This window comes from Pseudomonas sp. WS 5071, assembly GCF_012985765.1.
GTDB lineage: Bacteria > Pseudomonadota > Gammaproteobacteria > Pseudomonadales > Pseudomonadaceae > Aquipseudomonas > Aquipseudomonas lundensis_A.
In genome coordinates this window covers 34,912-58,002 of the sequence record NZ_JAAQWY010000024.1, presented here as the reverse complement: position 1 = coordinate 58,002, position 23,091 = coordinate 34,912, and the positions used below count along the sequence as shown (strand labels likewise).

Annotated in this window: 20 protein-coding genes; 6 read left to right on the top strand and 14 right to left on the bottom strand. The window is 57.8% G+C overall.

Translation table 11 applies throughout. The features are described 5' to 3' along the window. Positions 1 to 79: 79 nt before the first annotated feature. Positions 80 to 484: a flagellar basal body-associated protein FliL gene (locus HBN61_RS15560; RefSeq protein WP_094993261.1), complete on the bottom strand. Its 405-nt coding sequence runs from the start codon at positions 482 to 484 to the stop codon at positions 80 to 82. A gap of 185 nt (positions 485 to 669) precedes the next feature. Here HBN61_RS15560 and HBN61_RS15555 point away from each other — a divergent pair, with 185 nt between their 5' ends. After that, positions 670 to 1,011: a bacteriocin immunity protein gene (locus HBN61_RS15555; RefSeq protein WP_094993262.1), complete on the top strand. Its 342-nt coding sequence runs from the start codon at positions 670 to 672 to the stop codon at positions 1,009 to 1,011. 61 nt (positions 1,012 to 1,072) lie between these two features. Here HBN61_RS15555 and HBN61_RS15550 read toward each other — a convergent pair whose 3' ends face one another. Next, entirely contained in the window at positions 1,073 to 1,756 is a 684-nt protein-coding gene (locus tag HBN61_RS15550; RefSeq protein ID WP_094993263.1) for an energy transducer TonB, read from the bottom strand. A gap of 363 nt (positions 1,757 to 2,119) precedes the next feature. On the opposite strand from HBN61_RS15550, the gene glpT reads away from it, so the two are divergent. Continuing rightward, positions 2,120 to 3,463 carry a glycerol-3-phosphate transporter gene (glpT, locus tag HBN61_RS15545; RefSeq protein ID WP_094993264.1) on the top strand — a complete coding sequence of 448 codons (1,344 nt, stop codon included), beginning with the start codon at positions 2,120 to 2,122 and terminating at the stop codon, positions 3,461 to 3,463. On the opposite strand, the gene HBN61_RS15540 is transcribed toward glpT, so the two are convergent. After that, the gene (locus tag HBN61_RS15540; protein WP_094993265.1) at positions 3,460 to 4,107 is read right to left on the bottom strand and encodes a gamma-glutamylcyclotransferase; all 648 of its coding nucleotides are present in this window, start codon (positions 4,105 to 4,107) and stop codon (positions 3,460 to 3,462) included. The genes glpT and HBN61_RS15540 overlap by 4 nt on opposite strands. 240 nt (positions 4,108 to 4,347) lie before the next feature. Here HBN61_RS15540 and HBN61_RS15535 point away from each other — a divergent pair, with 240 nt between their 5' ends. Further along, positions 4,348 to 4,827, top strand: coding sequence for a sn-glycerol-3-phosphate transporter (locus HBN61_RS15535; RefSeq protein WP_169964629.1), 480 nt, complete (start codon positions 4,348 to 4,350; stop codon positions 4,825 to 4,827). 92 nt (positions 4,828 to 4,919) lie between these two features. Here the strand turns inward: HBN61_RS15535 and HBN61_RS15530 are convergent, their stop codons facing one another. The 5 genes from HBN61_RS15530 to trxA all read right to left on the bottom strand — a co-directional run bounded on the left by HBN61_RS15530 (position 4,920) and on the right by trxA (position 11,371). Then, positions 4,920 to 5,888, bottom strand: a complete 969-nt coding sequence (locus HBN61_RS15530; RefSeq protein ID WP_094993266.1) for a CDP-6-deoxy-delta-3,4-glucoseen reductase — start codon at positions 5,886 to 5,888, stop codon at positions 4,920 to 4,922. Beyond that, entirely contained in the window at positions 5,888 to 7,354 is a 1,467-nt protein-coding gene (ubiD, locus tag HBN61_RS15525) for a 4-hydroxy-3-polyprenylbenzoate decarboxylase (RefSeq protein ID WP_094993267.1), read from the bottom strand. The genes HBN61_RS15530 and ubiD overlap by 1 nt, the downstream gene beginning before the upstream one ends. Before the next feature lie 88 nt (positions 7,355 to 7,442). After that, a complete protein-coding gene (locus HBN61_RS15520) occupies positions 7,443 to 9,425 on the bottom strand; it encodes an acyltransferase family protein (RefSeq protein WP_170047101.1) in 1,983 nt (660 codons plus the stop codon). Positions 9,426 to 9,547: 122 nt separating this feature from the next. Continuing rightward, positions 9,548 to 10,807, bottom strand: coding sequence for a transcription termination factor Rho (rho, locus tag HBN61_RS15515; RefSeq protein ID WP_047291176.1), 1,260 nt, complete (start codon positions 10,805 to 10,807; stop codon positions 9,548 to 9,550). A gap of 234 nt (positions 10,808 to 11,041) precedes the next feature. Next, the gene (trxA, locus tag HBN61_RS15510) at positions 11,042 to 11,371 is read right to left on the bottom strand and encodes a thioredoxin TrxA (protein ID WP_170047099.1); all 330 of its coding nucleotides are present in this window, start codon (positions 11,369 to 11,371) and stop codon (positions 11,042 to 11,044) included. A 275-nt stretch (positions 11,372 to 11,646) separates the two neighbouring features. On the opposite strand from trxA, the gene ppx reads away from it, so the two are divergent. After that, positions 11,647 to 13,149 carry an exopolyphosphatase gene (gene ppx / locus HBN61_RS15505; RefSeq protein ID WP_094993269.1) on the top strand — a complete coding sequence of 501 codons (1,503 nt, stop codon included), beginning with the start codon at positions 11,647 to 11,649 and terminating at the stop codon, positions 13,147 to 13,149. Between the two features lie 52 nt (positions 13,150 to 13,201). Here the strand turns inward: ppx and ppk1 are convergent, their stop codons facing one another. Continuing rightward, positions 13,202 to 15,439 carry a polyphosphate kinase 1 gene (gene ppk1, locus HBN61_RS15500; protein ID WP_094993270.1) on the bottom strand — a complete coding sequence of 746 codons (2,238 nt, stop codon included), beginning with the start codon at positions 15,437 to 15,439 and terminating at the stop codon, positions 13,202 to 13,204. Positions 15,440 to 15,889: 450 nt separating this feature from the next. Between ppk1 and HBN61_RS15495 the strand changes: the two genes are divergently transcribed. Together HBN61_RS15495 and elbB are read left to right on the top strand one after the other, a co-directional pair. After that, positions 15,890 to 16,507 carry a DedA family protein gene (locus tag HBN61_RS15495; RefSeq protein WP_094993271.1) on the top strand — a complete coding sequence of 206 codons (618 nt, stop codon included), beginning with the start codon at positions 15,890 to 15,892 and terminating at the stop codon, positions 16,505 to 16,507. A 201-nt stretch (positions 16,508 to 16,708) separates the two neighbouring features. Beyond that, positions 16,709 to 17,377, top strand: coding sequence for an isoprenoid biosynthesis glyoxalase ElbB (gene elbB, locus HBN61_RS15490; RefSeq protein ID WP_094993272.1), 669 nt, complete (start codon positions 16,709 to 16,711; stop codon positions 17,375 to 17,377). Here elbB and HBN61_RS15485 read toward each other — a convergent pair whose 3' ends face one another. From HBN61_RS15485 to HBN61_RS15465, 5 genes are all read right to left on the bottom strand, one after another. Next, positions 17,378 to 17,830 (bottom strand): YaiI/YqxD family protein, encoded by a 453-nt coding sequence (locus tag HBN61_RS15485; protein WP_170047097.1) that lies wholly within the window; start codon positions 17,828 to 17,830, stop codon positions 17,378 to 17,380. A 64-nt stretch (positions 17,831 to 17,894) separates the two neighbouring features. Further along, positions 17,895 to 19,790 (bottom strand): cytochrome c/FTR1 family iron permease, encoded by a 1,896-nt coding sequence (locus HBN61_RS15480; RefSeq protein WP_094993274.1) that lies wholly within the window; start codon positions 19,788 to 19,790, stop codon positions 17,895 to 17,897. A 66-nt stretch (positions 19,791 to 19,856) separates the two neighbouring features. Further along, positions 19,857 to 20,489, bottom strand: a complete 633-nt coding sequence (locus HBN61_RS15475) for a LysE family transporter (RefSeq protein WP_169964635.1) — start codon at positions 20,487 to 20,489, stop codon at positions 19,857 to 19,859. Positions 20,490 to 20,594: 105 nt separating this feature from the next. Beyond that, the gene (locus tag HBN61_RS15470; protein WP_094993276.1) at positions 20,595 to 21,152 is read right to left on the bottom strand and encodes a mechanosensitive ion channel family protein; all 558 of its coding nucleotides are present in this window, start codon (positions 21,150 to 21,152) and stop codon (positions 20,595 to 20,597) included. Continuing rightward, entirely contained in the window at positions 21,152 to 23,062 is a 1,911-nt protein-coding gene (locus HBN61_RS15465) for an ATP-binding cassette domain-containing protein (protein WP_170047095.1), read from the bottom strand. The genes HBN61_RS15470 and HBN61_RS15465 overlap by 1 nt, the downstream gene beginning before the upstream one ends. Positions 23,063 to 23,091: the final 29 nt, after the last annotated feature.

Sequence of the window (23,091 nt, the reverse complement as noted above, 5' to 3'; positions counted from 1 at the left end):
ACCCTTGGTCACCGGCTTTGTTCGCGACGCACTGTGCGCAAACAAAGCCGGTGCCTGCACGGCGAATCCAAAGGCTGGCTTACTGAACGATCAAGTTGTTGAACAACAGATCATCCACCTGCGGCTTGCCCGTCTCATCGGTCATGACCTGCTGGATCTGCTTCAGCGCTTCTTGGCGCAGCTTCTCTTTATTCTCGACATTGCCCAGGGTTTCACTGGTCTGCTGAGTAAACAGACCGACCAACTGATTGCGAATCAACGGATCGTTGGCCTTCACGACCTTGGCGGCTTCGTCGCCCGTAACACGTAAGGCGATATCGGCCTTGTAAACCTTGAGCTTCGGGCTGCCATCCAGACCGTAATTCCCCACAAAGGGCGGCGTCAGGCTGATATAGCTGACTTTGGCTTCGCCCTCTTTCGCGTCTTCCGCCACCGCCGCCATCGGCAACAACAGGGCCAGCATCAACAGGATCCACGCTTTCACAATTCGCTCCTTTATACGGTTTGGGGCAAGCATACGGGTCGTTTCGCCTCAGCCCAAGGGTTATAGCTGAGTGGCAGATCACCGACAGTCGTACGTCGGCATCATCCTCTTCGTTATCGGCCGAGGTGAGCAAAGCAATAACGCGCTCATCAGAAACGAGCAATATTGAGGCAAGTGACATAACTATGTACCTCACCCGCTGTTTAAAGCGCACGTACGTTTGTGTCTTCCCAACAAAGGGAAAACACAAACGAATACGGCGGGAATTTAAAATCAAAACTAAATATGAAGACTACACAGCCCATGAACTCGTTGAACTGTTCACCCAGATTTGGGGCCTCAACTGCATCACTGAAGAAAAACACAGCGCCTTGGTTGAGCATTTTTTAACGATCACTGAACACCCGGATGGTTTGCAATTAACGGTGTACATCGAAGCCGGCATAGCCAAGGATCCCCGCGATGTCATTCGAATCGTGAACGAATGGCGACTGGCCCATGGCAAGCCGGGCTTCAAAACCCAATGACTCTCGGATGCCGCCTTGTGGCGGCATCAACCCTGAATCAGTCCGGCGGACTGGCCCGGGCTTACAAAGGTTTATCAGCCAGTTGCAACTGATCCTTGTGGCCGGTGACCACCAACCGCGCTTTTACACTTTCCGCAAGCGCGTCCAGAAAGAGGCTGCCAGGCTTGGCCTGGCAAGTCTTTATTGTTTGGGCCATACCCTGCGCGAGATCAAACAGCGTCTCGGACAATTGTTCGGTCGAGAGCTTTTTCGCGATATACAGGTCGATCAAGCGATTGCGCGTCACCATGAACAAGGTTAAACCGCCAGACAGCACGTTAAGGTTGCGCCAATTGAATCGGGAAACTTCGTTATTGAGTGTGCGGCAGGTGGCGCCCTTGAGGTCGAAATGGCGCATGTTGCCCAAGGCTTCAGGGGTATCGCTCACCGTGAAAACCAAGGGTGAGAAAAATACCATGTGCTTGGGGCCACCCTCTTCTTGCTTCCAGGCCGAAAAACGCCATTCACTCATTGCTTTCAGCGCCGCGCCCGCAAATTCGGGGTGCGTGCTGTAAAGAATTTCGAGATCGGCCACTGAACCATCCGGGTTGACCTTGAACCGGGTTCGTACTTCGCCTGGCAAGCCGATACGTTGCAGTTCTTTGGGATAAACAGGCTTTACCTGGTACTGCAACGTAGGCGCGGAATCACCGGCCAACGCCTTCAGCGACATCATTAAGACGAACAACCCCACCAAACTCTTCATGCTTTCTCCCAAGCTGCGCGGTACACGCCTGCATCAGTGCAGAAAGAGCTGATGATAAAAATTTGTCGCCAATTCTTTCAGGTCTCGGTTTCCCAACGAAGCGTGGGAGCCGTCCGGTTTAACCGCCAGTGTCCATCCCTTAAACGTATCTGGAAGCCTTGATGGATAAGGAGGGCAGGCCTTTGCGTCACCGCAGTGACAACGGGACAGGTGCTTGAGGTATTACACCTGTGCGACATGTTCATAAGTGAACATGCCTTATGCGTTGTTAACTTTCGTTTCAGATGAGAAGACCTGTCATTTTCGGTAACGAAAATGTAACGTTCGGGCCCGCCGATATAACAAGAAATTTGGAGCTCTTGAATGTTTGCCTTTTTCCGACCTGCCGCACATCAGGCACCGCTGCCTGCCGAAAAAATAGACAGCACCTATCGACGCCTGCGATGGCAGATTTTCGCCGGTATCTTTTTTGGTTATGCAGGCTACTACCTGCTGCGTAAAAACTTCTCGCTGGCCATGCCGTACTTGATTGACGAGGGGTACACCCGGGGTCAACTGGGTGTGGCCATGTCGGCAATCGCCATCGCTTATGGCTTGTCGAAGTTCCTCATGGGCCTGGTGTCGGATCGCTCTAACCCGAGGTTCTTCCTGCCGTTTGGCCTAATGATTTCAGCGGCCGTGATGTTCATTTTCGGTTTCGCGCCTTGGGCAACGTCCAGCGTGACCATGATGTTCATTCTGTTGTTTATCAACGGTTGGGCGCAGGGCATGGGTTGGCCGCCCAGCGGCCGGACCATGGTGCACTGGTGGTCGCAGAAAGAGCGCGGCGGCGTGGTGTCTGTGTGGAACGTGGCGCACAACGTGGGCGGCGGCCTGATTGGCCCGCTGTTCTTGCTGGGCATGGCATGGTTCAACGATTGGCACGCCGCGTTTTACGTACCTGCTACCGTTGCATTGCTGGTGGCATTGTTTGCCTTTGTGACCATGCGCGATACGCCGCAATCCGTCGGTTTGCCGCCAATTGAGCAGTACAAAAACGATTACCCGGCCGGGTATGACGCCAGCCACGAAGACGAATTCAGCGCCAAAGAAATTTTCATCAAATACGTGCTGCGCAACAAAATGCTCTGGTACATCGCCATGGCTAACGTGTTCGTCTACCTGCTGCGCTACGGCGTGCTGGACTGGGCGCCAACCTACCTTAAGGAAGCCAAGCACTTCACCGTGGACACCACGTCGTGGGCATACTTTTTCTATGAGTGGGCGGGTATCCCGGGGACGCTGCTGTGCGGCTGGATGTCGGACAAAATCTTCCGGGGCAACCGTGGGCTGACCGGCATCGTGTTTATGGCACTGGTGACGGTCGCGACGCTGGTGTACTGGCTCAACCCGCCGGGCAACCCGAGCATCGACATGATCGCGCTGTTCTCCATTGGCTTCCTGATTTACGGGCCAGTGATGCTGATCGGTTTGCAGGCTCTGGAACTGGCACCCAAGAAAGCCGCAGGTACGGCAGCTGGCTTCACCGGGCTGTTCGGTTACTTGGGGGGGTCGGTGGCGGCCAGCGCAGCGATGGGTTATCTGGTTGACCACTTCGGCTGGGATGGCGGCTTCGTACTGTTGATCAGTGCGTGCCTGTTGGCGATCGCGTTCATGATCCCCACCCTGCGCCACAAGAAAGTAGCCAGCGAAGCGCGCAACGCTTAAGGCTTGATTGATCCACAGCGCTTGAGCCGCGCCTCCAGATTCCGGTCTGGCATGGCGTGGCTTCGCAGGGCGCTTACGGTCTGCTCCACATAATCGCGAGTGGTGCCGTAACGCCCGCAGGCGTTGGCCAACACCTGCCCCAGTACGTCATCTGGCAGATTGCCCGCATAGCTGGGCAGATGCCGCTCCAGCACAAAACCCAATGCCTGCACCTGAGAGCCATCTTCAAGACGGCAGGTGAGCCAGTGCGGCCGGTAAGACGGCACGGGCATCTCTCGTAGCCACAAGGCATAGAGTGCTGCATCGAGGTTTTCTTCCGGCAGCCGATAAGCAAACCCGCTGCACGACCCGCCCCGGTCCAGCCCGAACACCAGCCCCGGCAACTGCGGGGTGCCACGGTGTTCGTGGGACCACACGTACAGCCCTCGATGGTAGCCATGCACACGGCCACGAACGCGCTCGACTGCTGAACATTCGGGGCGCCAGATCAGTGAGCCATAGGCAAATAACCACACCGGCCCGCCTTTGTGGCGCGCCATGGTACCGAGCAGCGAGCTGCGCAATTGTTCGGGAGTCAGCGGCGCCCCGAGATCAAGTCGCGGCGGATAGGCGAGGGTCAAGCAGGTCGGTTCAGTGACAGTCATAACGAATGGGTACAGGCCTTGCGCACTTGCAGGATGTCCACAACATAACGTGCTGAATCTTATAGCACTGAATGTGAAATGACGCGCTTGGCCTGACATATGGCTACCGGGTCACGAATCGGCGCTACGCTGAAACCCGAAGCCGTCGATCTGTTCCAGTCAGGTTCAGGTTTGCGGCCAACGACCTCTTTATAGTGACCCGCCACTGGCGCACGCCAAACTGCCAACAGAGGCCTATGCATGAAGAAATACGGAATCTGTGGCTTGTTGATGTTGGTCAACGCCAGCGCCGCGATGGCGCATGATGAAGCGCAACAGCAGGATCAGGACTTTTGGTACGTTCAAACCAGCGTCTACACCAGGCACTTTTCGCCCGACCCCGAGCACAACAACAACCAGGACCTGATCGGCCTTGAGTACCATCACCGCTCAGGCTGGCTGGCGGGTGGAGCGACGTTTCGCAACTCGTTCAGGCAACGGTCGTACTACGCCTACGCCGGAAAGCGCTTCGACAGCGAGACTTATCCCGTGTACTTGAAAGTAACGGGGGGGCTACTGGAGGGCTATCACGGGAAGTATCAGGACAAAATCCCACTCAATCGTTTTGGCGTAGCGCCCGTGATCATTCCGTCCGTGGGTGTTCACTATGGCCCGGTCGCCACCGAGCTGGTGTTGCTCGGTTTCAATGCCGCGATGGTGACAACGGGGTTACGTTTTTAATCGCTGAGAGGAACGCATTTCCGCCTCGCGCTATAGCCAACTTGTGCAGTCGCTGTCGAAGCACAAGGCTGCGACAGGCTGCACGAGACGTATCAAGGCCGTGGGCTGTATGCGAAGACGTCGGCACGCATTTGGTGGGCGTCCATCCCTGCCGCAACCAAGGCGTCGAGGGTGCCGTAAATCATCGCCGGAGAGCCGCTCGCATAGACGAAAACAGAGCGCAGATCGCGGATGTCTTCGCACACAGCTTCGTGCAACAACCCACAGCGCCCTTCCCATCCGCACAGATCACTCACGACCTTGTGCAAATGCAGGTTAGGGATCTGCTGCCACGCGTCCCACTCTTCCAGGGTGTAGAAGTCTTCAGGACGACGTACACCCCAGTAAAGATGCACGGGGTGCGGGAAACCTTTCTCACGGCAATGCTCGATCAGGCTGTGCATTTGCGCCATACCGGTGCCCGCAGCGATCAGTACCAGCGGGCCATCGGGCAACTGGGACAAGTGTGTATCACCGAACGGCATTTCAACCCGGATCATTTTGTTGCGTTGCAGTTGCTCAATCAGGCTGCGGGCGCTGTCTTCACGCACCAACACGTGCAGCTCAAGGTCACGTCCGGCATGTGGCGCGCTGGCCAGCGAGAACGCGGATTTCTCACCGTTCTCACGCTCCAGCATCACATATTGGCCCGCGTAATAACGCGGCGGCTTGCCGGCGGGCGCACGCAAGCGCACCCGCCAGACATCGCCGCCCATTTCTACGCAATCAACCAACTGGCACGTCAGGCTGCGCACCGGCAACTCTCCCAAGGCAAGCACGCCATCCCACAACACGACGCAGTCTTCCTGCGGTTGCGCCAGGCAGGTGTAGATCTCGCCATGGTCACGTATCTCGCCCGCTTGCTGCACGCGCCCTTCAACCAGCAAGGCGGCGCACACATGGCAATTACCGTTGCGACAGCTTTGCGGGCATTCATAGCCCAGGCGCTGCGCCGCATTCAGAATCGGCTCGCCGGGCAAGGTATCCAACACCGCGCCTGACGGCTGCAAGGTTACTCGCATCAATCTATTCCCAATTGATTCCAGATGTCATCGACCCGGCGTGTCACTGCCTCGTCCTTGACGATGACCCGTCCCCATTCGCGCGTGGTCTCGCCCGGCCATTTATTGGTCGCATCGAGCCCCATCTTCGAACCCAGACCGGACACCGGCGAGGCGAAATCAAGGTAGTCGATTGGCGTGTTGTCGATCATCACCGTGTCGCGCTTGGGGTCCATGCGCGTGGTAATGGCCCAGATCACGTCGTTCCAGTCGCGGGCATTAATGTCGTCATCGGTCACGATCACGAACTTGGTGTACATAAACTGGCGCAAAAATGACCACACACCGAGCATCACCCGCTTGGCGTGCCCCGGGTACGATTTCTTCATGGTCACGATGGCCATGCGATACGAACAGCCTTCAGGCGGCAAGTAGAAATCGGTGATTTCCGGGAACTGCTTTTGCAGGATCGGTACAAACACTTCGTTCAGGGCCACACCCAGAATCGCGGGCTCATCCGGTGGACGGCCTGTGTAGGTGCTGTGGTAAATCGGCTTGACCCGATGGGTGATGCGCTCAACGGTGAAGACAGGGAAGCTGTCCACTTCGTTGTAGTAACCGGTGTGGTCACCGTACGGGCCTTCCGGGGCCATTTCGCCGGGGTGAATCACGCCTTCAAGGATGATTTCAGCCGTGGCGGGGACTTGCAGGTCGTTGCCGCGGCACTTGACCAGCTCGGTCCGGTTGCCGCGCAATAACCCGGCAAAGGCGTATTCGGACAGGCTGTCAGGCACCGGTGTCACCGCGCCAAGAATGGTTGCCGGGTCGGCGCCCAATGCCACAGAAACAGGGAATGGCTGGCCGGGGTGTTTCTCGCACCATTCGCGGTAATCCAGCGCACCGCCACGGTGGCTCAGCCAGCGCATGATGACTTTATTACGGCCAATCACTTGCTGACGGTAGATGCCAAGGTTCTGGCGATCCTTGTTCGGTCCTTTGGTGACGGTCAGGCCCCAGGTAATCAACGGCGCCACATCGCCCGGCCAGCAGTGTTGAACCGGCAGCATGGCCAGATCGACATCATCGCCTTCAATCACCACTTCCTGGCACACCGCGTCTTTCACGACTTTCGGGGCCATGGAGATAATCTTGCGGAAGATCGGCAGTTTGGACCACGCGTCCTTCAGACCTTTCGGCGGCTCTGGCTCCTTAAGGAACGCCAGCAATTTGCCGATTTCACGCAGCTCGCTGACGGACTCAGCACCCATGCCCATGGCCACGCGCTCAGGCGTGCCGAACAGGTTACCGAGTACCGGGATCGTGTGGCCGGTCGGGTTTTCGAACAGCAACGCCGGGCCTTTGGCGCGCAGCGTGCGGTCGCAGATTTCGGTCATCTCCAGCACTGGAGAGACGGGAATCTGGATGCGTTTCAACTCTCCGCGCTGCTCTAGCTGCTGCACGAAATCCCGAAGATCCTTGAATTTCATTGACGTTGGCACCCTCAAAATAGGCGTACATCCTACCTGCAATGCCGCCCGCTGGCAGCTTATCGCTGCTGGGCGGGCGGATTTGAGCTCACTTCACCTCCAGTGCCTTGGCACCCGCCACCTCTTGGAACAGCGGAGCCAACACAGGCAGCAGTAACCGGGCGCCCACCTCGGACAGGTGATTGTCGTCGGTATACAACGAATGACCGTCTTGCTCGGCCCGGCATAAGCCCGTGTCGTCACACAATTGCGGCGTAGGGTCCAAAACCTTGACACCGGGGTCGTTGGCAGCGAGTTGAGCGAATAGCTGGTTGATAAACGCCTTCTGTTTAAGGTGCTCACTCAGCGCAAAACCGGTGCCCGCCGTCGGCTGGTGCAACATTGCCAGTCGACTTAAACGGTACGGAGGATTAAACGGCTGCAGCGGGGCTTCTTTCATCAACCACACGCGATACCCGGCTGTGCGCAGCTCATTAATGCGCGTTCGCAAACCGTCCGCCAACCGTTGCTCGGCAACAGCCCGGTCGTAATGACCATCCGCCGCTTTGAGCGCATGGCCTTTGTCACCTTTGGCGTCGCCATCGAGGTACAGGCTCCAGCGTGCCACCAGCATTACGTCACCGACGGGTTCGCTATTGAGCGTCTGTTCCACGCGTCGATTGTACTGGGCGCAACGTTCGCCATGCTCCAGCCCTTGGAGCGGCAAACAGCCTGCCGAACTGGCCAACATGACAGTGACCCCGTACTGCTGGGCGCTTTCGTCCAGCGCAGGAATCAACGCCGTGGCGTGGCTATCACCCCATACCAACAACTGAGCGGGCCTGTCTAAGGCGCCATAGCGGCAAAAAGGCGTGTCGGCGGGGCTTTTATCGTCAGTGATGCAGGCCATCAGCTCGGGCCGCCATTTACTGGCGTTGGCATATTGCAACGCCTGCTCTGACAAACGGGACGGCAAGCCGTCAGTCCAGCGCAGCGCTTGCCCCGCCAGCCCCAGCACCACAATGCCCACAGCGGCGGCGATCAGAATCTGACGACGCCCGGCCAGCAATCGACGTTCACGAAACGGGGTTTCCACAAATCGCCAGGACAAATAGCCCAGGATCAACGTCAGTGCGATCAGCGCAGCGGTCAATGCGGGGCTGAAGTCGTCCACGCTGGCATAACTGCCAAACACGAACACCGGCCAATGCCACAAGTACCAGGAATAAGAAATCAGCCCCAGACCGACCATCAAGCGGGTGCTTAAGAACTGCCCAACCCACGTACTGCGATGCTCGTTGGCCCAGATCAGCGCCACAACGCCCAACACAGGCAACAATGCTGCCGCGCCGGGGAAAGGAGTGCTTTTGTCATAGCCGAAGACCGCCACCAATATCAGCGCCAGCCCCAAAAGGCTGAAGCATTGCGCCGCGGTTTGCGTGAGACGTTTTTTGCGCTCAGGGGCGATGGCCAGCATGGCACCGGCCAGTAATTCCCACGCGCGCATCGGCAGCAGGAAAAACGCTTTCTCCGGGTGATGCGCCACGGCCCAGACGCTCAAGCCAAACGAGATCAGTAACAGGCTAAACAACGCCATGCGCCAGTGCCTGAAACGGCTTGAAAGCAACGTCAGTATCAACGGGAAGACGATGTAGAACTGCTCTTCAACCGCCAATGACCACGTATGAAGCAACGGCTTCAGGTCGCTGGCGGCATCGAAGTAACCCTCTTGGCGCATAAACAGCAGGTTGGACACGAACATCACTTGGTAGCGCACCGAGCGCCCCAGTTCTTCGTAGTCCTTGGGCGCCATCAGGAACCAGCCCGCCACCAATACCGCCGCCAGCAACACAAACAAAGCGGGCAAGATCCGGCGCGCACGACGTGCCCAGAACTCAACGAAGCTGAAACGTCCGGCTTCCCGCTGACGCCAAATGATTGAAGTAATCAGATAACCGGAAATGACGAAGAACACATCGACGCCAACAAAACCGCCGGAAAAACCGGGCACACCAAAGTGAAACAGCACTACTGCAAGTACAGCCACTGCGCGCAGGCCATCAATATCCCTGCGATAAACAAGAGAAGTCATAACGCTCGAAACCCGCTAATACATTGTTTTTATTGACCGGAGTTAAGCATAAACCTCCCTTTTTTATGACTAAAAAAAATGGCGCCCGTGCAGGGCGCCATTTTTAGGGTCGAGAAACCGTGTTACTTGCGTTTCATCGACAGGAAGAACTCGTCGTTGGTCTTGGTCTGTTTCAGCTTGTCGATCAAGAACTCAATGGCGGCGACTTCGTCCATCGGGTGCAACAGCTTGCGCAGAATCCACATGCGTTGCAGCTCGTCGTCTGCGGTCAGCAACTCTTCACGGCGGGTGCCGGAGCGGTTGATGTTGATCGCAGGGAAGACGCGCTTTTCAGCGATCTTGCGGTCCAGGGGCAGCTCCATGTTGCCGGTGCCCTTGAACTCTTCGTAGATCACTTCATCCATCTTCGAGCCGGTTTCAACCAGCGCGGTGGCGATGATGGTCAGCGACCCGCCTTCTTCGATGTTACGTGCCGCACCGAAGAAACGCTTTGGCTTCTCAAGGGCGTGTGCATCAACACCACCGGTCAATACCTTGCCGGAGCTCGGGATCACAGTGTTGTAGGCGCGGGCCAGACGGGTGATGGAGTCAAGCAGGATCACCACGTCCTTTTTGTGTTCAACAAGACGCTTGGCCTTCTCGATCACCATTTCAGCCACCTGCACGTGGCGGGTTGGCGGTTCGTCGAACGTCGACGCAACCACTTCGCCGCGTACCGTACGCTGCATTTCGGTCACTTCCTCAGGACGCTCGTCGATCAACAGCACGATCAAGTGAACTTCAGGGTTGTTACGCGAAATGTTCGACGCGATGTTCTGCAGCATGAGGGTCTTGCCCGCTTTTGGCGGAGCAACGATCAGACCGCGCTGACCTTTACCGATTGGCGCGCAGAGGTCGATCACACGACCGGTCAGGTCTTCGGTGGAACCGTTACCGATTTCCATCTTCATGCGAACGTTCGGGAACAGCGGGGTCAGGTTCTCGAAGAGAATCTTGTTTTTCGCGTTCTCAGGACGATCGTAGTTGATCGTGTCGACCTTCAGCAGGGCGAAGTACCGCTCGCCTTCTTTTGGCGGGCGGATTTTACCGACGATGGTGTCGCCGGTGCGCAGGTTGAAGCGACGGATCTGGCTGGGCGAGACGTAAATATCGTCAGGGCCGGCAAGATAGGAAGCGTCAGCAGAGCGCAGGAAGCCGAAGCCGTCCTGGAGGATCTCCAGCACGCCATCACCGGAGATTTCCTCGCCGCTTTTCGCGTGCTTTTTCAGCAGGGAGAAAATCACGTCCTGCTTGCGCGAACGGGCCATATTTTCTATGCCCATTTGTTCGGCCAATTCGAGCAGTTCGGTAATCGGCTTTTGCTTGAGTTCAGTCAGGTTCATATAGGAATGACGTAATCATTTATGGAGGGGGGAAATTAAGCTTTTGGCTTAATGAGGCCGCGCCGCAGAGAAGGCGACAGGATCGCGTACTAATTCGATAAGGAGTGCGTCGGCGACGGCTTGCAGGGGGCAGTGGAGAAACCAGTGCGGGGCCGAATGTAACACTTGCTTTTCATAGCGTCTAGTCCTTGAGCCATGAAAAAGCCCCGCATTTTGCGGGGCTTTTATCGACACTTAGATGTTGGCGTCGAGGAATGCAGTCAATTGCGACTTCGACAGCGCACCCACCTTGGTGGCTTCGACATTGCCGTTCTTGAACAGCATCAGCGTCGGAATACCACGTACGCCATGCTTGGCCGGGGTTTCCTGGTTTTCATCAATGTTCAGCTTGGCAACGGTCAGCTTGCCTTTGTACGTCTCAGCGATCTCGTCCAGAACTGGCGCGATCATTTTGCAAGGGCCACACCATTCAGCCCAGTAGTCGACCAGTACGGCGCCTTCAGCCTTGAGAACATCGGCCTCAAAGCTAGCGTCGGTGACGTGTTTAATAAGATCGCTGCTCATGGAAGTCTCCGTGGTGGTAAGCAAAAACGTAGCACATCATAGCCGTCATCACTGCGTTCAGGAAGCTGACGCTTGATTGACTATAACTATAGTCAGCCATGAGCCGACGTATGTAGAAGGTTTTGAACAACTCGGCCGCCACTCAGCGGTCAGATAACCGGTGACACGCACTCAGAAAAAAATGTTGATCCCTATCAAGCCATCCAACATCACGCGTTGGCGCGAGCCTTTGATCGTGGCACGATGGCGACGTTATCGACCGAGACCCCTCAACCATGCCCCAATCCCAAGCCAAGAATCCATCCCTGATCGCCGCCATTGATCTGGGTTCTAACAGCTTTCACATGGTGGTGGCCAAGGCACAGAACGGTGAAATCCGTATCCTTGAACGTCTTGGTGAAAAGGTGCAGTTAGCTGCCGGCATCGACGAAGAACGCAAACTCAACGAAGAATCCATGCAGCGCGGGCTCGATTGCCTGAAACGTTTTGCCCAACTGATCAACGGTATGCCCCTGGGCGCCGTGCGGATTGTAGGCACCAACGCCTTGCGTGAAGCCCGTAACCGCAACGAGTTCATCGTGCGCGCCGAGGAGATTCTCGGGCACACCGTTGAAGTCATTTCCGGACGGGAAGAAGCACGCCTCATTTATCTGGGCGTATCGCACACCCTCGCCGACACGCCGGGCAAACGCCTGGTGGCCGACATCGGCGGCGGCAGTACTGAATTCATCATCGGCCAACGCTTTGAGCCATTGCTGCGTGAAAGCCTGCAAATGGGTTGCGTCAGTTATACCCAACGGTACTTCCGCGACGGCAAGATCACCCCGGCACGCTATGCACAGGCTTACACCGCCGCGCGCCTGGAGATCATGAGCATCGAGCACGCCCTGCACCGCTTGGGCTGGGATGAAGCCATCGGCTCGTCCGGCACCATTCGCGCCATTGGTCTGGCCCTTAAAGCGGGCGGTCACGGCAATGGTGAGGTCAACGCCGAAGGCCTGGCTTGGCTCAAGCGCAAACTGTTCAAGCTGGGCGAAGTCGACAAGATCGACTTTGAAGGCATCAAGCCTGATCGCCGGACTATCTTCCCGGCCGGGCTGGCGATTCTGGAAGCGATCTTCGACGCCCTTGAACTGCAGCGCATGGACCACTGCGACGGTGCGCTGCGCGAAGGCGTGTTGTATGACCTGCTGGGCCGTCACCACCACGAAGACGTGCGTGAGCGCACACTCAGCTCGCTGATGGACCGTTACCATGTCGATCGCGAGCAGGCCGCGCGGGTTGAACGCAAAGCCCTGCGGGCCTTCGATCAAGTGGCCAAGTCATGGGACCTGAAAGACGGCGTATGGCGTGAACTGCTGAGCTGGGCGGCCAAGGTGCACGAAGTCGGTCTCGACATCGCTCACTATCATTTCCACAAACATGGCGCTTACCTGATCGAGCACTCCGATCTGGCCGGATTCTCACGTGAAGATCAGCAAATGCTGGCGTTGCTGGTACGCGGTCATCGCCGCAACATACCGAAAGACAAGTTTGCTGAATTCGGGGATGACGGCATCAAGCTGATTCGTCTGTGCGTGTTGCTGCGCTTTGCGATTCTGTACCACCACATTCGTGGCGACCAGCAAGCGTCACAAGTCAAACTGCGCGCCGATGGCGATCACCTTGACGTGATATTCCCTGAAGGCTGGCTGGAACAGAACCCGCTGACCCAAGCCGATTTTGAGCAGGAAGCTCAATGGCTGACTCGGGTCGGAATTGTGTTGACGGTGTCCTGACGCGGTATATGCATACCGTCGCTGGCGCTCTGTGCGCCAGCGACTTGCAGGTTTACACCGACGGCCCGGTGCTGACAGTCAATACCGGCAGGCTCAAGCGCTCCAGCAATGTGGCCTGGGCGCTGCGCGGATTTTGGTTGCCGGTTGGCGTGTTGCGGATATAACGCCCGTCCGACTGCAAGCTCCAGCTGTGGGTGTTGTCTGTCAGGTAGCATTCCAGCTCTTTCTTGACCCGCAGAATCAACTTTTTGCCTTCAATCGGGAAGCACGTCTCGACGCGCTTATCGAGGTTGCGCTCCATCCAGTCCGCACTCGACAGGAACATCTGCTCTTCCCCGCCATTGAGGAAGTAGAACACCCGCGTGTGTTCCAGAAAGCGGCCAATGATCGAACGCACATGAATGTTGTGCGACACGCCTGGAATACCCGGGCGCAGGCAGCACATCCCGCGCACGATCAGATCAATACGTACCCCGGACTGGCTGGCCTTGTACAACGCCCGAATGATTTTCGGGTCCGTCAGCGAGTTGAACTTGGCGATGATGTGCGCAGGCTTGCCTTCCAGTGCGAACTGGGTTTCCCGGGCAATCATGTCCAGCATGCCCTTCTTCAGGGTAAATGGCGCATGCAGCAGCTTTTTCATGCGCAGGGTTTTGCCCATGCCTATCAATTGGCTGAACAGCTTGCCGACGTCTTCGCACAGCGCATCATCCGACGTCAGCAAGCTGTAGTCGGTGTACAGACGTGCGTTACCGGCGTGGTAGTTGCCAGTACCCAAATGCGCGTAACGCACGATTTCGCCGGCTTCACGACGCAAAATCAGCATCATCTTGGCGTGGGTCTTGAAACCCACCACCCCGTAGATCACCACCGCGCCCGCCGCTTGCAGACGGCTGGCCAGTTGCAGGTTGGACTCTTCGTCAAAACGCGCACGCAGCTCAACCACCGCCGTCACTTCCTTACCATTACGCGCCGCATCCACCAGCGCATCCACGATCTCGGAGTTGGCGCCGCTGCGGTAGAGCGTCTGGCGCACGGCCAGTACATGCGGGTCCTTGGCCGCCTGTCGTAGCAAGTCGACGACCGGGGTAAACGACTCAAACGGGTGCAGCAGCAAGATGTCCTGCTTGCTGACTACGCTGAAAATGTTTTCGCTGTTCTGCAACAGCTTCGGAATGGCCGGTGTAAACGGCGTGTATTGCAGCTCGGGGTGGCTGTCCAGGCTGGTGATGCTGAACAGACGCGTAAGGTTCACCGGCCCATTGACCGTGTACAACTCGGTCTCGTGCAGGTTGAATTGCTTGAGCAGGTAATCGGACAGGTGCTTAGGGCACGTATCAGCCACTTCCAGACGCACCGCGTCACCGTAACGACGCGAGAACAACTCGCCACGCAATGCGCGGGCCAAGTCTTCTACATCTTCGGTGTCGACCGCCAGATCGGCGTTGCGGGTCAGACGGAATTGATAGCAGCCTTTTACTTTCATGCCCTGGAACAGGTCATCGGCATGGGCGTGAATCATCGACGACAGGAACACATAGTTGTCGCCCGGCCCGCCAACGTCTTCCGGCACTTTAATCACCCGCGGCAACAAGCGCGGGGCTGGAATGATCGCCAAACCCGAATCGCGGCCGAAGGCGTCAATGCCTTCAAGCTCGACGATGAAGTTAAGGCTCTTGTTTACCAGCAACGGAAACGGGTGCGTCGGGTCAAGACCGATCGGGGTAATGATTGGCGCAATTTCATCGCGGAAGAACTTGCGTACCCATGCCTTGATTTTAGTGTTCCAGTGACGCCGACGGATGAAGCGCACCTGATGCTTTTCAAGTTCGGGCAGCAGGATGTCGTTAAGGATTGCGTACTGGCGATCCACATGGCCATGCACCAGCTCACTGATCCGCGCCAGCGCTTGATGCGGCTGCAAGCCGTCAGCACCGGCCTGTTCGCGGGCGAACGTGATTTGTTTTTTCAGGCCCGCGACCCGGATCTCAAAGAATTCGTCGAGGTTGCTGGAAAAGATGAGCAGAAATTTCAGCCGCTCCAGCAACGGGTAGGACTCATCCAGCGCCTGCTCCAGCACGCGAATGTTGAACTGCAATTGCGACAACTCACGATGGATATACAGGCTGCTGTCATCCAGACCCGGAATGGCAATCACCGGGTGCGCCGCGCCATGGCTTTCGGCCGCTGCGGGGGCATGGGTTTCCGGCTCGGGCGGGGTTTGGGTGGCCTGCTCAACAATCGGTTGAGGTTCGGTGGCAACGAGTTCTGTCTGTCCTTCGGTATTCATTGAGTGTTCCTGATAAGAGCGGGTTTGACTCTCGTAACAGTTAAGCGGCGCGGCCAGTCAAATTGACAACCAGAATGCCACCAACGCCTGCGGGATTAAACCGCTCAGAGGCGCTTTATGCGGGCTGAGGCCTGGTTAGAGGGTGTTTTATTCAAATTGTTCTAAAGCTGTTGATACATCACTGCTGCCTGCCGCTTATCCACTGCGACTTTAGTAGCGTCTTCAGTGCGTAGCGACACATCGCCAACGACCGGCAAAACCAGAAATTCCCTCGGCCTTAACGCGCGCGACCTTTATAACTGCGCACCATGAACACCCGATGACAACACTGATGATGTAAGTCAAAACCATGTGCATTGTAGGATTTGTTCACGCCAAGACACATTTCGATACTTTCATACACGCGCTTGAAGGCGTAGGCTGCGCGTTCATTTCGCCAGCATCCAGACAATGCTCCAACAATTTCTTCAAGAATTCGGCTACTTCGCCCTGTTTCTAGGGACGTTCTTTGAAGGTGAGACCATTCTGGTACTCGCAGGCTTCTTGGCGTTCCGCGGATACATGGACCTCAAACTGGTCATGATCGTGGCGTTCCTCGGCAGTTACGCCGGCGACCAGCTATGGTACTTCCTGGGGCGCAAGCACGGCCGCAAACTGCTAGCCCGAAAGCCGCGCTGGCAGCTGATGGGCGACAAGGCGCTGGAGCACATTCGCAAGCATCCGGACATCTGGGTCCTGAGCTTCCGCTTTGTCTATGGGCTGCGCACCGTCATGCCGGTCGCCATTGGCTTGTCCGGTTATCCGCCGGGCCGTTATTTACTGCTCAACGGCATTGGCGCCGCTATCTGGGCCATCGCCCTGGCCACCGCCGCGTATCACTTTGGCGCCGTGCTGGAAGGCTTGCTCGGCAGCGTTAAAAAATACGAATTGTGGGTATTGGGCGCCTTGCTGGTGCTGGGCATCTGCCTGTGGATTCGCCGTCGCTTCAAAAATGCGCGCATCGCCCGACAGACTGCGCTGGATGAAAAAAACAAAGCCGCCGAAGCCAACACCCCGCCCGCCGAGTAATACCGTGTGTGCGCTCGCACACACCCCTCCCGAGGCGTTGCCATCGCAGCGCCTGCCCGCTCTCTTCTAAACTGAACACTGACGCGTGAAAGCGATCCATGTAGTAAGCATTCAACGACGTGTGCCCGATCTGTCCGCTCTGGCATCTGCTGCCAAATCAGGCGACATTAACGCCACGTATCACGTTTTAGGAGAACCCACATGACCCAGAAAAAAGTTGCCGTGATTCTGTCGGGCTGCGGCGTCTACGACGGTGCCGAGATCCACGAAAGCGTCATCACCCTGCTGCGCCTCGATCAGCGTGGCGCCCACGTTCAATGCTTCGCACCCAATATCGCGCAAATGCATGTCATCAATCATCTGACCGGCGAAGAGATGAACGAGTCGCGTAACGTGCTGGTTGAGTCCGCGCGCATCGCCCGTGGCGAGGTCAAGGATATTCGCGAGGCGAACGTTGAAGACTTCGACGCCTTAATCGTACCCGGCGGGTTTGGTGCCGCGAAAAACTTGTCTGATTTCGCCGTTAAAGGTGCTGAATGTACCGTGCAGCCTGACGTGCTAGCGCTGGCTGAAGCCTTTGCCGAAGCGAGCAAACCCGTGGGCTTGATGTGCATCTCACCTGCCATGGCCGCCAAAATCTATGGCCCTGGCGTGACCTGCACCATTGGTAATGATGCCGACACGGCCGCCGCCGTGAGCAAAATGGGCGCTACTCACCAAGAGTGCGAGGTCAGCGAGATCGTCGAAGACAAGGCCCGCAAGCTAGTAAGCACCCCCGCCTACATGCTGGCGAATTCCATCAGCGAAGCCGCCTCGGGCATCAACAAGATGGTCGACCGTGTCCTGGAATTGACCCACGAAAACGATTGATCAGACCCGCGCCAGACGCGTCAAAATTCGATCCAGCGCATTGGCGAACGCCTGTTTCTCGCGTTCGCCATACGCGCCCTGCCCGCCACCAACCTGACCTTGCTCGCGCAGATCCGTGAACAGGTTACGCACCGCCAGCCGCTCGCCCATGTTGTGAGCATCGAACTCTTTACCACGCGGATCGAGTACGGCCACGCCCTTTTTCACTAAACGGTCTGCCAACGGCACGTCGCTGCAAATCACCAGCTCGCCGGGCACTGCGTGCTCAACCAGATAATCGTCGGCGGCATCAGGAACGCTGGGCACCACAATCAATTTGACTAACGCATACGTCGGCTTGACCTGGCTCTGCCCGGCAACCAGCACGACCTCAAACTGCCGCTTTAAAGCGAACTTGATGACTTGATCCTTCGCGGCCTTGGGGCAAGCGTCGGCGTCGATCCAGACACGCATGGGCACACTCTCCTGAACATTGGGTGTGGGCGCTGCCGGGCAGCGTCCACACTGTTGGCGCTCGCTAGGCTGGCAGCCTGCGCTTTTCGGCCAGTTTGCTGCGGCCGTAAAGCACGATGATCGCCAGCAATGCAATGGCCTGAGCCCCCAGCGAGTAGGCATCAGCATGAATGCCCAGCCAGTCGAACTCGAAGAACGGCACAGGACGAGTGCCGAAAATCCCGGCTTCTTGCAGCGCTTTCACGCCATGCCCGGCGAACACAACCGACAGCGCGCACAGCAATGCCGCGTTGATGCCGAAGAACATCGCCAACGGCAACTTGGCCGACCCGCGCAGGATGACCCATGCCAGGCCGATCAACAGCACCAAGGCCGTGGCGCCGCCCGCCAACACCGCGTTATGCCCGGCCGGACCGGCTTGCAGCCACAGGGTTTCGTAAAACAGGATCACTTCAAACAATTCGCGGTATACCGAGAAAAAGGCCAGGATCGCAAAACCGAAGCGCCCGCCGCCACTGACCAGGCTGCTTTTGATGTAGTCCTGCCACGCTGCAGCATGTCGGCGGTCATGCATCCACACCCCGAGCCACAACACCATGACGCTGGCAAACAACGCGGTGCACCCTTCGAGCAGTTCGCGTTGCGCGCCGCTGACGTCGATCACATACGCGGCCAACGCCCACGTCGCGAGGCCTGCCAGCAGCGCCAGCCCCCAGCCGATGTTGACGCTGCGAACGGCAGACTGTTGCCCGGTATTGCGCAAGAACGCGAGGATGGCCGCCAGCACCAGAATGGCTTCAAGCCCTTCGCGCAGCAGGATCAATAAGCCCGAAATGTAGCTCAGCGACCAACTCAAGCCATCGCTGCCCAGCAACCCGGCCGATTCTTTGAGCAGCGCTTTGGCGGCCTCCAGACGTTGCTCAACCTGCTCGACGGGCAAGCCATCCTGCAACGATTGACGGTACGCCATCAGGGCTTTCTCTGTGTTTTTCCGGACGTTGCTATCGACGTTATCCAGTGAGCTTTCAACCAGCTCGAAGCCTTCAAGATATGCGGCAACAGACAGGTCATAAGCTTGTTCACGGTCACCTGCGCGATACGCCGCAAGGCTTTTGTCGAGCGTGGCGCCGGTGTAATCGAGCAACTGGCCTGGCCCGCGCACGACCTGCGGCGGCTGTGCGCGCTGCGCACGGAAAGTCGCCGCCGCCTGCGGGCCATCAGCGGCCAGAATTTCATTGGGTGTTTGACGGGCAAGATCGGCCAAGTTGTAAGTTTTGTCTGCTTTGACTGCCTTCGGGTCAGCACTCAGGCCTGCGATATAGGTAGCCAGGTCCCAGCGCTGACGCTCGTCGAGCTGGTCCGCAAATGAAGGCATGTCCGTGCCTTCGACACCCAGCCCCAGCGTGTTGTAAATCGCGTAGAGACTCAGGCGATCCAGGCGTTCTGCGTCGCGCAGGTTGGCAGGCGGCGGCGCCATGCCCACCCCGGCCGGGCCGTCCCCGGCTCCCGTTTCACCATGGCACACTGAGCAATGCTGTGCATACAGCGGCGCCCCACGGGTGGGATCCGGCGTAATCACAGGCGCCTGGCTCACCTCATAGGCCACTGCCAGTTTGGCACCCAATTGACGCGCTTCACGGGCTACGGCAACGCCGTCCTCGCGTTGCTCGATAGCGCGCTGCAAAGCCATCACACCCTGGGTCAGCTCCGCACGCTCCGGGCGTTCAGGCAAGTCGGCAATCAGCCCCTTGAGAACGGCCAGGAATTCCAGTTGCTCGCGGTATTCGGTCTCGTCGATGACCTTTCCATCTTCGACCGTGGGCGGGTAATCCGCGCCAATGTAATCAATGAGATGAAGTGCCTGCGAGGCACCTTCCGGGGAGTTGGCAGACACAACAAGGCTGCACAACGCGAGCATGGGCACCAGCAGCCATGCCAAGAAACGCGAGCGGGCGGTCATGGAAAAATCCGGGTGGAAATGAGAAGTAACACATTGTTCACTTCCCTTCGCAATGTCTCAAGGGCTTTACGTCGTTGCGCGGTGCAACGTCGCCAGAAAACCTGCTGCACCTACGAATAACCCGGCAAAAGTGCGATTCATGCGGCGCTGCTGTTTCGGGGTACGCAACAGCCGTAGCACCTTGGATGCCAGCCCGGTGTAACCCGCCATCACAATCAGGTCGACGCAGATCATGGTCGCGCCCAGGATCAAATATTGGGACAGCAAAGGAGCATGGGGATCAACGAACTGCGGCAGCACCGCCAGCATGAACACCAGCGCCTTGGGGTTGCTGACATTCACCAAAAAGCCGCGAAACACCAGCGCCAGCGGTTTGCCGATGGGGCGAACGGCGGCGTTGTCGCTAAGGTCGGCAGGCAAGGCGCGCCATTGCTTGACGGCAAGGTAGATGAGGTACGCCACGCCGAACCACTTGATGGCGTAAAAGGCAGTTGAAGAAGCCGCGAGGATTGCACCGACACCGGCTGCCACAATGACGATTTGCAAGGCCAGCCCCAGTTGCAGGCCGATGGCATTCCAATAGCCCCGCCAGAAGCCGTACTGCAGGCCGCATGACATTGAAGCAATTGCACCCGCGCCGGGCGACAGGCTGATGACCCATGACGCCGCAAAAAAGGCCAACCACGTTTCCAGCGACATCGCGCACCTCCCGGACAAAATCAGTAACAAGTCCTTAAAACTAATGCGCGGGCTGAAATTTAACCACTGGTTTTTTGCTGTAAAGCCTGTGGGAACGCAGACTGTTTACACATCACCTTCGCGCCAGCGGCGAACGGAACGCTGGAAGAACAGGCTGTTGGGCACTTGCACCATGCTGCTGCCACTGCCCGCTTCCGCAGGTTCGATCAGGGTGGTGTACAGCAAGTTGATTGCCACCACACGGCCTTTGACCCCCGGCTTGTCCAACGTGTCGAGTAACTCGACTACGTCGCCGATGCGGAACGGTCCGACAGTAAAAATGAGCACGGCACACAAGAGGTTGGACAGCACGCTCCACATCGCGAAGAAGGCAATGGCTGCTACCGCGACGAACCCTGAAAGCGCAGTCCACAAGACCGTGGCGGATACACCCAGACGCTCCAGCACGAAGATGACCGCGCTGCCCATGATGAACCAGCGCAAGCCGCCGCGAAGTGGCATCAGTAGCTGTGGCGGCAGCGGGTAGCGTTCACCCAGGCGTGTGAGGAAACGCGCAATCACGCGCTGCAGGAAATAACCCGCCAAGAGAATCAGCAGAATTTGGATGCCAATCCACAGCGGCGCGATCAACTCAGCCGGTAAAGGGAGGCCCAATGACTCCATCAGGACAAGGCCTCAAGCTCTGCCTGAAGGGTTTCCAGCACTTCCAGCGCTTCCATCCAGCGTTCTTCCAACTGACCTTCCAGCACCTTGAGTTTGGCCTGCTCAGCCAGCAGCTCACGCAACTCGTCCTTACGGGCAGCTTCGTACACCGCACTGTCGCCAAGGCTGACTTCAATGCTAGCCAGCTTTTCGTTGACCTTACCCAACTCGCTCTCAAGCTTGTCAGCTTCGCGCTTATGGGGGGCCAATTGCTGACGCAGTGCAGCGGCTGCCTGGCGTTGAGCCTTTTTGTCAGTCTTGTCCGGATTGACCGGCGTATTGCTGACAGGGGCGTTGCGCAAACGGTAATCGGCCAGCCAACGTGCGTAGTCTTCAAGGTCGCCGTCGAACTCCTGCACCTTGCCGTCGGCCACCAGCAGAAACTCGTCGGTGGTGCTTTTGAGCAAATGCCGGTCGTGAGATACCACCAGCACCGCACCGCTGAACTCTTGCAAAGCCATGGTCAGCGCCAGACGCATTTCGAGATCAAGGTGGTTGGTCGGTTCGTCGAGCAGCAACAGATTAGGGCGTCCCCACGCGATCAAGGCCAGCGCAAGGCGGGCCTTTTCGCCGCCCGAAAAATTCAGCACAGGCTCATCGATGCGCGCACCACGGAAGTCGAAACCGCCGAGGAAGTCGCGCAGTGTTTGTTCGCGTTCAGTAGGCGCCAGTCGTTGCAGGTGCAGCAGCGGGCTGGCTTTGGCGTCCAGCGAATCAAGCTGGTGCTGGGCAAAGTAGCCTACGACCAGGTTCTCGCCGCGGGCCAAACGGCCAGCCAGCGGCTCCAGCTCGCCCGCGAAGTTTTTGATCAGGGTTGATTTACCGGCCCCGTTGGGGCCCAGTAAACCGATACGGGCACCCGGCACCAGTTGCAGCTTGACCTTTTCCAGGATGGTGTTGTCGCCATACCCCAAGCGGGCATCGGACAAATCCAGCAGCGGGCTGGAGAGCTTCACGGCTTCACGAAACACGAAGTCGAACGGCGAATCAACGTGGGCCGCGCTCAGTTCTTCCATGCGCTCAAGTGCCTTGATCCGGCTTTGTGCCTGACGCGCCTTGGTGGCTTGAGCCTTGAAGCGGGCGATGTAGCTTTCCATGTGCGCACGTTGCGCCTGTTGCTTCTCGTAGGCCTGCTGTTGCTGGGCCAGACGCTCGGCACGGGCGCGCTCGAAGGCTGTGTAACCACCGCGGTAGAGCGTGATTTTGCGCTGATCGACGTGGGCGATGTTGTCCACCACGGCATCGAGAAAATCCCGGTCGTGGGATATCAGCAGCAGGGTGCCCGGGTAGCTTTTGAGGAAGTCTTCGAGCCACAAAATGGCATCAAGGTCCAAGTGGTTGGTCGGTTCATCGAGCAACAACAAATCCGACGGACACATGAGGGCTTGCGCCAGGTTCAGGCGCATCCGCCAGCCACCGGAAAAGTCGGCGACCGGGCGATCCATTTGTTCGTTGGTGAACCCCAGACCGGCGAGCATTTTGCGCGCACGGGCGTCGGCAGTGTAGCCGTCGGCGCTGTCCAGCTCGGCATGCAGGCGTGCCTGAGCCGGGCCGTCTTCGTCCGCCTCGGCCTTGGCCAGATCGGCTTGCACCTGGCGCAGACGCTGGTCGCCATCAAGCACGTAATCGATCGCAATGCGGTCGAGGGTGTCGATTTCTTGCCGCATGTGGGCAATCCGCCAGTCGGCAGGGAGCAGACAATCACCCGAATCGGGGGTCAACTCACCCAGTAACAAGGCGAACAACGTGGATTTACCGGCGCCGTTGGCGCCGACCAGACCGGCTTTGTGGCCGGCGTGCAGCGTCAGCTCGGCGTCTTCTAGCAGACGTTGCGGGCCACGCTGTAAAGTCAGGTTCTGAAGTCGGATCATAATGGCGGCGGAGTCTACCAGCTTCCCTC

Excerpts from the sequence above, each read along its gene's own strand:
- HBN61_RS15555 (WP_094993262.1), top strand. The coding sequence starts at position 670 with ATGTACCTCACCCGCTGTTTAAAGCGCACGTACGTTTGTGTCTTCCCA.
- HBN61_RS15550 (WP_094993263.1), bottom strand. The coding sequence starts at position 1,756 with ATGAAGAGTTTGGTGGGGTTGTTCGTCTTAATGATGTCGCTGAAGGCG.
- glpT (WP_094993264.1), top strand. The coding sequence starts at position 2,120 with ATGTTTGCCTTTTTCCGACCTGCCGCACATCAGGCACCGCTGCCTGCC.
- HBN61_RS15540 (WP_094993265.1), bottom strand. The coding sequence starts at position 4,107 with ATGACTGTCACTGAACCGACCTGCTTGACCCTCGCCTATCCGCCGCGA.
- HBN61_RS15535 (WP_169964629.1), top strand. The coding sequence starts at position 4,348 with ATGAAGAAATACGGAATCTGTGGCTTGTTGATGTTGGTCAACGCCAGC.
- HBN61_RS15530 (WP_094993266.1), bottom strand. The coding sequence starts at position 5,888 with ATGCGAGTAACCTTGCAGCCGTCAGGCGCGGTGTTGGATACCTTGCCC.
- ubiD (WP_094993267.1), bottom strand. The coding sequence starts at position 7,354 with ATGAAATTCAAGGATCTTCGGGATTTCGTGCAGCAGCTAGAGCAGCGC.
- HBN61_RS15520 (WP_170047101.1), bottom strand. The coding sequence starts at position 9,425 with ATGACTTCTCTTGTTTATCGCAGGGATATTGATGGCCTGCGCGCAGTG.
- rho (WP_047291176.1), bottom strand. The coding sequence starts at position 10,807 with ATGAACCTGACTGAACTCAAGCAAAAGCCGATTACCGAACTGCTCGAA.
- trxA (WP_170047099.1), bottom strand. The coding sequence starts at position 11,371 with ATGAGCAGCGATCTTATTAAACACGTCACCGACGCTAGCTTTGAGGCC.
- ppx (WP_094993269.1), top strand. The coding sequence starts at position 11,647 with ATGCCCCAATCCCAAGCCAAGAATCCATCCCTGATCGCCGCCATTGAT.
- ppk1 (WP_094993270.1), bottom strand. The coding sequence starts at position 15,439 with ATGAATACCGAAGGACAGACAGAACTCGTTGCCACCGAACCTCAACCG.
- HBN61_RS15495 (WP_094993271.1), top strand. The coding sequence starts at position 15,890 with ATGCTCCAACAATTTCTTCAAGAATTCGGCTACTTCGCCCTGTTTCTA.
- elbB (WP_094993272.1), top strand. The coding sequence starts at position 16,709 with ATGACCCAGAAAAAAGTTGCCGTGATTCTGTCGGGCTGCGGCGTCTAC.
- HBN61_RS15485 (WP_170047097.1), bottom strand. The coding sequence starts at position 17,830 with ATGCGTGTCTGGATCGACGCCGACGCTTGCCCCAAGGCCGCGAAGGAT.
- HBN61_RS15480 (WP_094993274.1), bottom strand. The coding sequence starts at position 19,790 with ATGACCGCCCGCTCGCGTTTCTTGGCATGGCTGCTGGTGCCCATGCTC.
- HBN61_RS15475 (WP_169964635.1), bottom strand. The coding sequence starts at position 20,489 with ATGTCGCTGGAAACGTGGTTGGCCTTTTTTGCGGCGTCATGGGTCATC.
- HBN61_RS15470 (WP_094993276.1), bottom strand. The coding sequence starts at position 21,152 with ATGGAGTCATTGGGCCTCCCTTTACCGGCTGAGTTGATCGCGCCGCTG.
- HBN61_RS15465 (WP_170047095.1), bottom strand. The coding sequence starts at position 23,062 with ATGATCCGACTTCAGAACCTGACTTTACAGCGTGGCCCGCAACGTCTG.